12 protein-coding genes are annotated in these 12945 nt (G+C 45.1%); all 12 read right to left on the bottom strand.

Features of this window, described 5'->3' with window-relative positions; genetic code table 11:
* Positions 1–20: 20 nt before the first annotated feature.
* Complete coding sequence (locus tag C1H71_RS15490) at positions 21–1991, bottom strand: GumC family protein (protein ID WP_130107354.1); 1971 nt, start codon at positions 1989–1991, stop codon at positions 21–23.
* A complete protein-coding gene (locus C1H71_RS15485) occupies positions 1988–2752 on the bottom strand; it encodes a polysaccharide biosynthesis/export family protein (protein ID WP_130107353.1) in 765 nt (254 codons plus the stop codon). Before C1H71_RS15485 ends, C1H71_RS15490 begins: the two co-directional genes overlap by 4 nt.
* A 6-nt stretch (positions 2753–2758) precedes the next feature.
* Positions 2759–3673, bottom strand: a complete 915-nt coding sequence (locus tag C1H71_RS15480; RefSeq protein ID WP_223145890.1) for a glycosyltransferase family 2 protein — start codon at positions 3671–3673, stop codon at positions 2759–2761.
* Positions 3674–4608: 935 nt separating this feature from the next.
* Entirely contained in the window at positions 4609–5493 is an 885-nt protein-coding gene (locus C1H71_RS15475; protein WP_130107352.1) for a DMT family transporter, read from the bottom strand.
* A gap of 589 nt (positions 5494–6082) precedes the next feature.
* Positions 6083–6523, bottom strand: a complete 441-nt coding sequence (locus tag C1H71_RS15465) for a nuclear transport factor 2 family protein (RefSeq protein WP_130107351.1) — start codon at positions 6521–6523, stop codon at positions 6083–6085.
* Positions 6520–7302: an SDR family NAD(P)-dependent oxidoreductase gene (locus tag C1H71_RS15460; RefSeq protein WP_130107350.1), complete on the bottom strand. Its 783-nt coding sequence runs from the start codon at positions 7300–7302 to the stop codon at positions 6520–6522. Before C1H71_RS15460 ends, C1H71_RS15465 begins: the two co-directional genes overlap by 4 nt.
* Before the next feature lie 2 nt (positions 7303–7304).
* Positions 7305–7829, bottom strand: a complete 525-nt coding sequence (locus C1H71_RS15455; RefSeq protein ID WP_130107349.1) for a DUF3833 domain-containing protein — start codon at positions 7827–7829, stop codon at positions 7305–7307.
* A complete protein-coding gene (locus C1H71_RS15450; RefSeq protein ID WP_130107348.1) occupies positions 7826–9097 on the bottom strand; it encodes an MFS transporter in 1272 nt (423 codons plus the stop codon). Before C1H71_RS15450 ends, C1H71_RS15455 begins: the two co-directional genes overlap by 4 nt.
* Positions 9094–9612 (bottom strand): chalcone isomerase family protein, encoded by a 519-nt coding sequence (locus tag C1H71_RS15445; protein WP_130107347.1) that lies wholly within the window; start codon positions 9610–9612, stop codon positions 9094–9096. The genes C1H71_RS15450 and C1H71_RS15445 overlap by 4 nt, the downstream gene beginning before the upstream one ends.
* 1 nt (position 9613) lies before the next feature.
* Entirely contained in the window at positions 9614–10828 is a 1215-nt protein-coding gene (locus C1H71_RS15440; protein ID WP_130107346.1) for an SAM-dependent methyltransferase, read from the bottom strand.
* Complete coding sequence (locus C1H71_RS15435; RefSeq protein WP_130107345.1) at positions 10825–11604, bottom strand: DUF1365 domain-containing protein; 780 nt, start codon at positions 11602–11604, stop codon at positions 10825–10827. Before C1H71_RS15435 ends, C1H71_RS15440 begins: the two co-directional genes overlap by 4 nt.
* Positions 11601–12896 (bottom strand): NAD(P)/FAD-dependent oxidoreductase, encoded by a 1296-nt coding sequence (locus tag C1H71_RS15430; RefSeq protein WP_130107344.1) that lies wholly within the window; start codon positions 12894–12896, stop codon positions 11601–11603. Before C1H71_RS15430 ends, C1H71_RS15435 begins: the two co-directional genes overlap by 4 nt.
* Between the last annotated feature and the right edge of the window lie 49 nt (positions 12897–12945).

The raw sequence follows: 12945 nt of genomic DNA, 5'->3' as shown, positions 1-12945 counted from the left end.
ATACCTGAGCTCCCAGTGCTTTATCGGGAAATACGGTTAAGTAAACCCGAAGATATTTCAAAGCGCCGCCGATTAATAATCACACCATCTACTTTCTTAAACGCTGTATTTAAAATAGATAAGGTATTTTCAACCATAGGTACCGTTGACTGACCCGCCTCTATAACCATTAATATCAAATCCGCTTGCTTTAATCGAATAAAAGCATCTGGGTTCACTAATAAAGCAGAGGCATCAATTAAAACCACCTCGTCAGCAGTAGCGGATTCATTATCAGCAATACGGCTTTTAATTCCGCGCTCAGTTAAAATACGCTGAAAATGCATCATAATAAAACTAACACCCTCACCTTTTCTCGATGATGTAATACCAATATTTAGGCCCCGCTGCTTTAAAACATCCAGCGGCAGCTGACTATAAAGTCGATAAATACTCGCCTCAAAAGACGGTACAATTTTATTTCCTTCATGCTCCATGATGGTTGTCCATAAAGGCACGTCAAAATGCGACTGCACTTTACCGCCGTCATGAATACGCTGGTCTAGTAAATAGCAGAGATAAATCACAAAGAAGCCGACGGCTATACCTGCGGGCAACGCCATAAATAGCATTAATAAACTTTTAGGAAATACACGAGACGGTGTAAAAGTAGCCTGCTCAATGACTGCAATGTTGCTGATACGGCTATTATCTAATTCGCGGTCAATTCTAGATTTCTCAAGGCTATTGACATACAGTAAGTAATTTTTTTCTGCCACTGCCAAATCACGCTCTAATCTCGAGAGCTCAGGGTCAACGGATAAAATACGCTGCCGCTCTTGCTTTAGCTTAAGCAGCTGCTGATCATATGCGGCAATTTGCGCCTTTAATTCACTTTGCCTAGTATCCCGCTCCAGTGCCGAGCGTTTTAACATCGTTACAAGCTCATTGGGAACGAGATTTTCTGAGCGCTGCAAATTGTCTTTTTGCTCAGCAATCTGCTCTTTTAATATGCGAATGCTGTTATTTAATTCCAGTACGGGAGGTGCTTGATCCTGATAATTTTTTAATTTTTCAATCCGCTCTAAAACTAAGCCACTTAGCTTGAGTTTTAAATCCTGCTGCACAGGATTCAGCCCCACTTCACGCTCTTTACTGACCTCCTGTGGCAACCCTGCCGCGCGGCGACTAGCGCTGATAATACCTTTTTCTAAGCCCTGCTGTTCGGCACTGGCTTCCCCACGCTGAGCAGACACTTTATTAATTCTATCCGTTAAGCTTTCCAGCCTCTCTTTGCTACTCACTCCATCAATGAGTTTTAGCTTTTCAGTAATTTGTGATTTTGTTTCCACTACCTGCTTTGCTAAGCGCTGGCTTTCGACTTCATAAAACTCATACAAGCTATTATTTGCAAGCTTCTGAGCACGCTCCTCTTGATAAATAGCAATCCACTTATTCACAACGCGCTGAGCAATTAATGGATTATCCCAGGTAAAACTGATTTCCATTACCGATGAACCGGCCTCATGGCTCACAGAAAATTGTTTTTCTAATTTACTAGCAAGGCGTTCAACGGGCGTTTGTTTTTCTGCTAAGCCAACAAAAACCCCAATAGAGCGTACGCCTTCAATAACGTTATTCATGCCCTGCTTAATATAATATTTAATCAGTTTCCAAACTGTTTTTTCTGTATTCTCATTCATTTCATTAATATAAAATTCAGCCACTTTGCGAATAATAGGCCGACCAGTTAACATTTTTTCTTCATCAACAATAGGGTCACGCTGCGTGCTAGGCGCAACTAAGGTCTGCCGGTCACTGTACTCAATTGGTACCGTGCTCATTGCCCGACCTGGTTTTACCAAAAGGCGAGACTCAGAAACATAACGAGATGGCAGAAAAAAAGCAGCCAGTACAATTAATATTGTTGTGGCGATCATCGCCCACATAAATTCTTTTTTAAAGATGTAAAAAAGCCGCAGAATATCGCGAAAAGACCTGATATCAATCATGGGATAGATACCGTTGTGGAGCTTTGGCTTTTATTTAAATCATAACTAAAACCAATACCTATACCTTTTGAGAAAGGCAACAGCTGATTAAAATACATATCTACGCTCTCTACTGCATTTCCTAGCAGGGATTTGGGTACAAAAACAATATCACCACGCTGCAATATAACGCCGCGTCTGTTATTATCGGCCAATAAAAACTGACTAAAATCAGTAAAATAAATCTGATATAACCCTTCTTCATTCATCCTTAATAAAGCAATATGATGGCTATCTGCAGAAGGCAATACACCACCTGCACCGATAATGGCCTGCTCAATACTCGCTGCCGCCGTTAGCTCATAGGCAGAAGGATTGCGCACAGCTCCGCCGACAAACACACGGTTACCAGGTGCAATAGCAATATTGGTGGTTACTTTGGGATAACGGTAAATTGCTGAGAGCTTCTTGCTGATTTCTTCAGCGATATCTTCGGGAGTACGGTGAGTGGCCTGAATCAGCCCAGCATAAGGATATGAAAAAGTGCCATCTGGCCGCACAAAGAACAACGACATTTCATCTTTTTCAGCAGGCGTTTGCGCATCCCTTACTATCCTCAGTGTATCGCCATTCATCACTCTCGTTACCGGAGGAGGCAGCTTACTGATGTCGTTTAATTCAATCTGCTTCTGATCTAATACACTTTGTTCAGGCAACAGCAGGCTACTTGGCGTAGAGCAGGCACTCAGCAGTAATACACAAATACAAAACTTTTTTTTCATACACTTTTATTTCCAGTAACCTGCAAACATGCCAATGTGGCGCTTTAAGGAACACGGTAAATACTTTTCTAAATGCCCTGTGCGATACCCCGCAAGCTTAAACACGACCCTGACCATCACTTCAATCGCCCGCCAATACTCCCCAGACTTTGCAAGCGCCTCCAACTCAGACAAAACAAAGCGCTTTCCTTCGCCACTTGCCTTGCCAAAATGCTCTGCAATCCATGATTCCTTGCCGTAAAAAACGCCAATATCAAAATAGCGTCTGAACTCTTGCAGTACAGTATAGTGGTGCGAGTGATAAACCTCTGCACTGGCTTCATAGCGAAGCAGCCAATGATTAAGCAGCATTTTTCCCGCAACATAGGCGTCTTCAGTACCAATAATATGCTGCGGAAAGCCTCCAACAGACTCCAGAGCCACTGCGCGATAAGCCGCAAATGAATCTGAACTGAAACAGGTTTTAATTCCCAATTCAGCCGCATCACCCAGATGCTTGGTACGGCTCTGAGCAGGATAATTAAAACAGCGAGCATGGCTTTCCAATACACCCGCTCCCTGCCGAGGCAGCTGGCGGCCATACGCCACAGCAATTGCATCATCAGACAAAATTGCATCCCGTAGATTTTGTAGTGCATAACGGTTAGCTGGTATTGCATCTTGCGTCATATATATCAGTACATCAGCGTGTACCTGATGCCTTGCCCACTCACGTGTACCGCCATGGTTAAACTGACTGGCTGAAATTGTTACCAATTTAGCCCCTGCTGCACGAAAGCGCTGCACTGTGTCATCAGTGGACTGACTGTCAATAACTAGCCACTCATCAGGTTGCAGAGTTTGCTCAGCTAAAGCCGCCAGTAAGCGATCTAAATATGGCCCTGCATTTCGTACAGGCAGAATCAGTGCAGTGCGGATCATTTAACTAAGCTCCATTATGAAAACCATGCAATATCTGCTATTGAATTTTTTCTACTACAACGCAGTAAAAATTGCGGTGCAGTAAAATTATTCGGCAAATATACACATGAAAATACTCACACCGAGCTAAGTAATTTAACCTATATTAAAAAATAAAAACCATTCAAAACAAAGACTTAATTAAAACAAAAAACCAGTACCAATTTATCATCAATACCATTTTTTATTTTAAAAAAAATAAAAAAACATTTAATTAAATAAAATGAAAGCCAAGACAAAGCTACATGAAAAAAACCAGCCCAAATGACACTACCACTCCAGATATTCATGATTAATACACTTAGCAAGCTCTGCAAATACAGCAAAAACCATGAATCCAAAATAATCTCTAATACCACTTACAAAAATATCCAAATCATAAAAAAGGTATACAAAAAGCGGATCAGTGCAACTGATCCGCATAAATGAATGAAAAAAACCTTATAAAAAAGACTCAGGGTGTGATCTAGTTCAACAAAAAAAACTACTCTGCTATGAGAGCACAAGCTATTGCCCTTGGTTTTTTGCGATGCAAAAACCATTTACTAATCTGCGGCAAAAGTAAAAAGCCCTTTAATACACCTCATTTCGTCCAAGACTTGCTTGCTACGCCAGAAGCTGATAAAGAATAAACTACTCAACATCACAGTGACTAAGCCCGTATTTGGCCTGTGATATAGTCAGATGAAGATAGCCAGAATAAGCGCTAATTACTAACTAAGCGTAGATATGAAAACACCCCATGAGGACAGTAGTCCAAATTTGGGGTGCAGTTCGGTTTATAGACTGATTATTAAAAATAACTTAGCTCACATTACATACTCAAATCATACGGAGATTACTTATCTTTTCCTTATTACCCTGAGTAAATAAAAAAGAGTAATGACTTACATTGATTATTTCATTCGAACCGGTAACTTCTGAATCAATAAACCCAGCAAAATCAACAGTAAGCCTAACACCGTAGAAGGAAAAATGGCTTCGCCCAAGATCGACCAAATTAAGAAAAGAGAAACAAATGGTGCTAAGAAAATAAGATTAGCTATTTTTGCAGTACTGTTCGTGAGCTTCATTGCCATTAACCACAGCACAAAAGTAAAGCCCATCTCAAATGCACCTATATAAGCCGCCCCAGCTAATCCCTGCCATGCAATAGCACCTAGCTCACCCGTTAATGCGCACCATGATAATGATAGCGGCAAAGATATTGCAAAATTAAGCGTTAAACCCAATACAGGCTCGCGTTGATCTTTAGTATTAAAAATCCAATAGATAGCCCACAATAGGGTAGAAATTAAAGCCAGCACCACCCCGCCTACATTAGAAAAGCTCAACTGTAAAACATCACCGCGCGTACCAATAATCAGCACGCCAAAATAACAAAATACGGCAGCAAAGATGTCGCTTCTTTTTAAAGCCTGCTTTAAAAATGGCACAGCTAACAATGCCATAGTTAACGCCCAAGTATAATTAATGGCCTGTGCTTCCTGAGCAGGTAAGAGCGAATAAGCCTTAAATAAAATCAAATAATAGGCAAAAGGATTAATAGCCCCAAACAAAAGTGAAATACGCCAATTTTTTTGCAAGGCAGGCCAAAGCTCTTTTAATCGGCTTTGCACCATTAAAATAGATAGTAGTGAGATAAGTGATGCACTACTGGCGTAGAGAACTAATTGTGCAGGGCTTAAATAAGCTAGGCTAATCTTAAATGCTGTTGCCACGGTAGACCATGCCAGTACGGCAAGCAGGCCAAAGATGGATGCTGTTTGCTGTTGAGTCAAAGCCTATCACCCCTATTTTAGAGATCAAAGCTTAACAAGCATCAAGTGTGTTGGCTATCAGGAAATACGGTGGCATCAAGCAAGTATTCATGCAATTGCAATGCACTCTTGAATAAAATAATTGCTTCTCCAACCTCGGAATAATGATATGTCGACAGAACATCAAAGGCCCTGTCTATGCGGCGCAGCACAGTCACACTAAGCGCTACAGCCATGTAGCAATTATGTTGCATCCTGCCTCTGTAGCATTGTGCAGAAAATAGGGATGTGGACCACTACTCGCAGTAGATTGCGGCAGCGATGTTACTTTTACTGGCGAAAAAAATATCAGCCACTTGTTTCTTCCAAAGGGACCGAGCGTGGTTTTTGCAAGCAATGTGACAACCATTTATTTTACCGTTTAATAGAAAACCAGTCGTTTATTATTCCAGATGGCTGATTTACAGAGCGAAACGATCTAATTTTTTATCACCAAATATTTATTGATAAAAAACCAGATTTTTATGCATTTGTAATGCTACGCATCCTTTAAGCGAAGCAAAAGTATTTGCGCAATATTCGCCAACAAATAAGTGGAGTAGCATAAAGTTTACTTGTCAGCAAACAGTTCAGACTGTTGGCATTTAAACTGACGGCGTAGCCAACGAATGGGTACACCGACAATCGGCAATTTTTGCAGTAACTCTTCCGCGGCATCCCAATAATCGCGGTGAAGCGTGACATCACCATCCATATTAAAAACCAAATGTGAGCCACCGCTGACATGGTAAGGCTTGCCTTGCAGATTAAATTCAAATACCCAAGTGATAAATGCTTGCTGCCCTTGTTCAATCCGCTCCGCAATAATAAAGTGCGGGTTGTCCGTGGTAGCAAACATATGGCTAAAAATAGCCTCTATAGCCGCCACACCTTGCACATCGTTAAATGGATCTTTAAAACGAGCATCAAGCGCATAAAACTGCCCTAATTGCGGCAATGTTTGTGGGCTAATTTGGCTATACCAGTCTAGTAATGCGGTCAATTTAGTCATGATAGTTTCAAAAAACGGTGAAAAAGTGCAAAGCGCAAGCGATAGGGTAGCAATTGCAGTAGCTTAAGAACTTGTGTAAAGCGGCGTGGGAAATGAATTTCAAATTGCCCAGCGCTGATGCCTCCCCAAATGGCCGTAGCGGCTTGCTCCGAGGTTTGCAATGCAGGCATCGTAAAGGCATTTTTTGCTGTCAGCTCGGTTTTTACAAATCCTGGGTTAATCAGGTAAACGCTTAAGCCTTTTGGGTGTAAATCGCTATATAAAATTTCAGCCAAATTGATCAGTGCAGCTTTGCTTGGGCCATATACCGTAGCGTTGGGTAATCCCATATAGCCAGCCACACTGGCAACTAATGCAATCCCGCCGCTGCCTTGTGCCAGCATGTTTGGCAAGATGCTTGCAAGGCCCGAATACACCGCGCCTAGATTAATGGCTAAAGTCTGTGCAGCACCGGCAGGAGTGACTTCCCAACTTCGCTCGGGGCGATAATCGGCGGCACAAAAAACAACTAAATCTACCCCCCCCATTGCAGCGCAAGCGGCGGCATATGCTGCGGGCCAAGCCGTTTGCTCGCTCGCATCAAAAGCAAGAACATGCGCCTTGGACTGGCTTTGGGCAATTTTTTCTAACTGCGGCAGCCGTCTTGCCGACAAAGCAACGTGGGCACCGGCACCAAGCGCCTGTTTAGCCAACTCCGCACCGATTCCGCTAGATGCACCAATGAGCCAAATACGCTGATTGAGCCAGCTTGGAATCACGGGATTCATCGGCGTCCACATGATTAGTCTCTTTTCTTAAAAAACAGCGTCACTTGGCCAAGCTCAAAACCAAATTTTTGCATGCTGGCGCGATTCATCATTGATTTGCTGTCAATCAGAAACATCCAATCATCAAATTGCACCTCATAGGTTTTACCATCTACCGGTAAAAACATCGTGTATTGCCAGTTAAGCGCATTGCCAGATATTTTGCCGATTGCTTCGCCTTTAACGTCGTCAGCCGTTCCCCGCCAGTTACCATCTGCTTGCTGAACTAAGGTCCAGATGCGTTGCTGCGTTGTGCCATCATCATATTTAAAGCGTTCATCCAGCACTAACTTGCCTTGATTTTGCGTGCCAATCATTTCGACATAAAAACGCTTCACCACTTCGCCGCTGCGCTTTTGAAACATGCCCCATGCATCCGTTCTGCCGACAAAGTACTGAGCCAAATCCAGCTTGGGTTCAGATTTTTGATATTGCTGCACATCAGGTGATGCACAAGCGGTGAGCATGCCGCAAAGTGCTGCTAGTAGAGATTTTTTCATGCGTTTACTCCGGCAGTGTGTGGACGAATTCGATTTAGCAAATACAATGCCAACAATTTAAATCCACAAGGCAAGCCAGCGTATATCCAAGCCAACGCAGGGCCAGCAACTTGTCCGGGTTGATAATCAAGTAGCGCCAATAGCGGCAAGGCTAAGCCCGATAACGCTAAGGCCAATTTGCCGAGTAACGTCCAAACTCCAAAATAGGCAGAAGGCGAATCCTCATGCTGAATTATCTGCGCCAAGAGCACTGGGGGCAGCGCAAGATCCGCGCCCAGCGCTAAGCCCGCCGCAATGCAAACCACTAAATAAGCAGAATAATCACCAACACCGAGTAACGCTGCGCCACAAAAAGCCAGAATCGCCAGCAACATGCCACAGCGCCACGCGCACAAAGCACCTACTTTTTTAGCCAGCATCACCCACAGCGGTAGCCCGATCGCAGCGGCCACAAAATAAGTGGCTAAAAAGGCACCTGCGAAACTGGCAGCTTGAAGACGATCATTAATAAAAAACAGCGCCAACGTGGATGGAATAGCCACTGATATGGCATTGATAAAATAAGGGAGAAGTAAAGATTTAAAACCCTGATTGGCCTGCATAGTTTGCCATAGCTGCCGCCAACTAGACTGTGGACACTCTTTGCGCTGCCAGCTTGGTGCATAGTGCATCAGAGCAAACAGGGCTAGTGCCAAGATAGCAGCAAAACCCAAGCCGTAACGACCAAAATGACTAGGAATGGTGGCTGCGGGCTGAGTTAAAATCCAGCTTGGGATCACACTAGCTAAAATCACCCCAAATAATCCAGCGCCCTCGCGCCATGCTGCCGCGCCAAGTAGCGCCGTATTTGGGTTAAATTCATCTACCGAAAGCCGAGCGCCCCATGATAAATACGCAATACTCAGCATGCTGTGGGCGGTGTAGGCTATCACCAGCATAATTGCCAGCCAAGCCCCAAGATACGCGGATGATACGGGGGGCAACCAAAGTCCTAAAAAAGCCAAACCCAACAGAACAGCGCCTGCAATGAGCCAAGGATTGAGCCCGCCATGCAGGCGGTCAATATAGCGCCCTAGCCATGGGTCTTGCACGGTATCTACTAGCCGTGCCAAAAATAACACCCAGCCCGTGCTAGCCAAAGCCAAGCCCAAATTGCTGCTGTAATACGCAGGGATTTGCACATACACTGGCAATGCCGCCATCGCTAGCGGCAGGCCAAGCAAGCCATAGGCCATAAAGCGCCAGCGCGAGTGCTGTGCGCGACTCATTTTGCACGGCCCAATAATTGATCACGCAAGCCGCTATCCTTGGTACGCTCATCAAACCAGATAGCAAAAAAGGCTTTAGCAAATTCTGGATCGCGAATATCAGCAAGCAACTGGTTGCGATTATAAAAACGGCAGCCTTGATTCGGCAAAAATACCCCAACCAGCTGATCCCCTTCATTGACATTGGTAAAGGCACGATACATTTCACCCTCCCAACGTTTAAGCTGTTCTGCACTATATTGCTGGCCAAATATGCGCTTGATTTCATCGATGCTGGTTTCAACAAACTGAGTACGGCTAATACTGCGGTGATAAGTCAGCTCAAGCGCAAATGGGGAGTTAAGACTAAATTGCGGGTTTTCACTCCATAATTTAGCGGTATAAATCCGCAGCCTAAACCAAGTCAAATCGCCGCTCCCCAAGGCCTTAGCTTGTGGCAGCTCATCGCGCCAAGTGGCAGCACTTGCAGGTATAGCCAGAGCGATAAAGACGCTAAGCGCAATTCCCTTAAGCATTTTAGTTATCCTTATGCAAAAGAAACTGCACTACATCGGTCTTACCTTCATCAAAGCCCGCTTCACAATAGGCAAAATACAGCATCCAGATTCGCATAAAACGCTCATCAAAGCCCTGTACTGCAATCGCTGCCGCTTCATTGCGGCAAGCGGCCTCCCAGCGGCGCAGTGTTTCGGCGTAATCGCCGCCAAAATGATACTGATCGGTGGTTTTAAGCCCTGCCGCTTGCGCATTTAAGGCAAAGCGCTCTGGACTGGGCAACATACCCCCAGGGAAAATATACTGCTGGATAAAGTCTGTGCCGCTGCGATAGCGCTCAAAGGCATTTTCATTAATGGTGATACTTTGCACCAATGCTTTGCCACCTGCTTTTAAGCGGGAAGCCACAATTTTAAAGTATTCAGGCCAGAAGGCTTCACCTACAGCTTCAAACATCTCAATCGACACTATCGCATCATATTGGCCAGTCAGATCGCGGTAATCGCATAACTCCAGCTGCACTAGTGAGCTCAAACGCTGCAGTGCAATCCGCTCCTGGGCAATGGCGAGTTGCGCCGCAGAGATCGTTACACCATGCACATAAATGCCTTGCCGCGCAGCGTACTCGGCAAAACCGCCCCAGCCGCAGCCAATTTCAAGCACACGGCTACCCGCGCGTAACTCAAGAGTATCAATAATGCGCTGATATTTATTGAGCTGAGCCTGCTGCAAACTTTGCGCATAATCGCCATTAAACACCGCACTAGAATAGGTCCAAGTTGGATCAAGCCAAAGCTGATAAAACGCATTACCAATATCGTAATGGGCATGAATATTTTTACGGCTACCCTCACGGGAATTGCGTCTAAATAAGTGCTTAAGCCGATACCATAGGGTTGCCAATTTACCGCCAAACACCATTTTATCCAGCACGTTTTGATTACGAATCGCCAGCCGCAGTAAGGCCGTTAAATCTACCGAATCAATCCAGCCCGCCTCATAGCTTTCGGCAAAACCAATATCACCCGCACGTAAAATCCTCTGGCAGGCCCGCCAATCGTGAATCTGCAAAGAGGCGTTTGGTGGCTGATGCAAATCGCCAAACATCAGATGCGTACCTTCGGGCGTGATCAGTTGCAAATGACCATGCTGCAGTCGGGCTAATAGATTTAGAAACAATTTAGCCGCCGTGGGCGCACTTCGGCTTATCGTTTGCAGAACTTGTGATTGACTCATAATGGTTTATCCTCTGACACGGTCAAAGAAGTGGTGGGCGAGGCGGGTTGACTAAAAAATGGCACACGTTTTCGCCAAAGCTTGAAGGCTTGCCAATGAATGCGTGCAAACACACCGAGCGTCAATAAAGGCTGGGCAAATAGCGCGCGGCGCAGCGTGGCGCTGTTTAAATCTTGGATATGGCCCCCTACAGAGGTCTTGAGCAACAGGCCATTTTGATCAAAATAATCGATCCCTACCCACGCCGTGCTGGCGGTATCCTTAAACCGAAATTGATAATGCCCATGTACTTCGCAAAACGGCGAAACATGCAGCATTTTTTTGCTTTCAATACGGGTATGGCTCTGGATACCGTTTTCTTCAAAGCCTACAAGCAGATAGAGATGCGTTTCGCCAAAAGTGTTATTCACTTCAGCCAACACAGCTCGTAATTCACCGCTTTGGGCATAGCAATACCAAAAGCTCACCGGATTAAATACCCAGCCCAATACGCGCGGAAAAGTATGTAACCAGATTTCACCATCGGCGCTAATCTGATGCTTTTCGAGCAGATTACGTGCCCAATGCTCAAGATTACTTCCATCTTTAGGGCCATAATCAGCGGTATAAACCGAAACAGCTCGCCAGCAGTTAATACCAAACCAGCGGGCCTTGATTTCATCTAGGCGTGCTAAATTAATCCGCAAGCAAAACACCGGATACACAAAGCGATTCTTTGCAGGGCGAACACGCTGATGCATCACTTGCCCGCTAATAATTTGAGCGGGGGCTCTCATGCTAGTGTTGTCCACGCAGGGGCCAAGCCAAAGTCCTGAGCCACCCTTAGCGCAGATTTCAATCCATCCTCATGAAAGCCATATCCCGTCCATGCGCCCGCATACCAAGTGCGATTTTCGCCTTGAATACTGGGTAAGCGCTGCTGAGCAGCGATGGCCCCATGATCAAATACAGGATGCTCATACTCAAACTGCCCGAGCACCAAATCTGACGCGGGCGGTGAGAAAGGATTAAGCGTTACAATCACAGGTGATTTAAACGCTAAATTTTGTAGTTGATTAAGTAAATAGCTTACGCAAACTGGCCGTTGCCCATCCACACTGGCACCGCCAAGGTAATTCCATGCCGACCAAACTTTGCGCCGTTGTGGTAACTGGGATGGATCGGTATGCAGCACGGCAATATTGGCCTGATAACGTATGGCAGATAGAATTTGCTGTTCTGCCTCGCTGGCATCGCTCAACATACTAAGCGTTTGTGGCGCATGCGTAGCAAACACCACGGCATCAAATAATTCCTCACCAACATAGCTATGCACCGTTACACCAGCACTCTGACGTGCAACTTTAGCAACTGGGCAATTGAGCCTAATCTCAGCGCTGCTGTTTGCATTCAAAGTGTCGGCAATTTTGCGTACATACTCTCGCCCGCCTCCTTCTACCGTTTGCCACTGCGGGCGATCGTTCACTTGTAATAGCGCGTGATTTAGGCAAAAACGTAAAAAAGTAGCCGCTGGAAACTGTAAAATATCATTGGGAGAGCTAGACCAAATCGCCGCAGCCATTGGCAGTAAATAGGCATCACGGAACATCGCACCATAGCCACCTACTTCAATCAGTTGGCCTAAAGTAGAGCCATTAGCAAGCGATTGGCTTAAGTTGCTTTGTGCTGCGGCGTTAAAACGTAAAATATCACGCAACATGCTGATAAACCTTGGAGATAGAATCCGCTGCCGCTGCGCAAATACTGTATCCAGATTTGTACCCGCCCACTCTAGCTTTCCGCCATCTAGCGAAACACCAAAGGACATATCGGTGGCATAAGTTGCTACATCTAGCTCAGCAAATAGTGCAATTAAATTGGGATAAGTTGCTTGATTAAATACCAAGAACCCAGTATCTACAGCTTGAGTTTTCCCTTCTAAGCTCACCTCCACCGTATTGGTATGCCCACCCAGATAGCTCCCCGCTTCAAACAACACCACGTCATGCGCACGACTCAAAAAGTATGCACTGGCCAAGCCAGAAATACCGGAGCCAATAATAGCGATGCGTTGACGAGCACTGGTCATTTTTTTACCGTTTAGGAAGAAGGTGGCTGTGTGTTTTTCTACTTCAGTG

The sequence above is a fragment of the Iodobacter fluviatilis genome (assembly GCF_004194535.1).
GTDB classification, from domain to species: domain Bacteria; phylum Pseudomonadota; class Gammaproteobacteria; order Burkholderiales; family Chitinibacteraceae; genus Iodobacter; species Iodobacter fluviatilis_A.
The sequence above is the reverse complement of the archived record's forward strand: the minus strand, read 5'-3'. Positions and strand labels throughout refer to the sequence as shown.

Coding starts and splice junctions, on each gene's coding strand:
- C1H71_RS15490 (WP_130107354.1), bottom strand. CDS start 1,991: ATGATTGATATCAGGTCTTTTCGCGATATTCTGCGGCTTTTTTACATC.
- C1H71_RS15485 (WP_130107353.1), bottom strand. CDS start 2,752: ATGAAAAAAAAGTTTTGTATTTGTGTATTACTGCTGAGTGCCTGCTCT.
- C1H71_RS15480 (WP_223145890.1), bottom strand. CDS start 3,673: ATGATCCGCACTGCACTGATTCTGCCTGTACGAAATGCAGGGCCATAT.
- C1H71_RS15465 (WP_130107351.1), bottom strand. CDS start 6,523: ATGACTAAATTGACCGCATTACTAGACTGGTATAGCCAAATTAGCCCA.
- C1H71_RS15460 (WP_130107350.1), bottom strand. CDS start 7,302: ATGTGGACGCCGATGAATCCCGTGATTCCAAGCTGGCTCAATCAGCGT.
- C1H71_RS15455 (WP_130107349.1), bottom strand. CDS start 7,829: ATGAAAAAATCTCTACTAGCAGCACTTTGCGGCATGCTCACCGCTTGT.
- C1H71_RS15450 (WP_130107348.1), bottom strand. CDS start 9,097: ATGAGTCGCGCACAGCACTCGCGCTGGCGCTTTATGGCCTATGGCTTG.
- C1H71_RS15445 (WP_130107347.1), bottom strand. CDS start 9,612: ATGCTTAAGGGAATTGCGCTTAGCGTCTTTATCGCTCTGGCTATACCT.
- C1H71_RS15440 (WP_130107346.1), bottom strand. CDS start 10,828: ATGAGTCAATCACAAGTTCTGCAAACGATAAGCCGAAGTGCGCCCACG.
- C1H71_RS15435 (WP_130107345.1), bottom strand. CDS start 11,604: ATGAGAGCCCCCGCTCAAATTATTAGCGGGCAAGTGATGCATCAGCGT.
- C1H71_RS15430 (WP_130107344.1), bottom strand. CDS start 12,896: ATGACCAGTGCTCGTCAACGCATCGCTATTATTGGCTCCGGTATTTCT.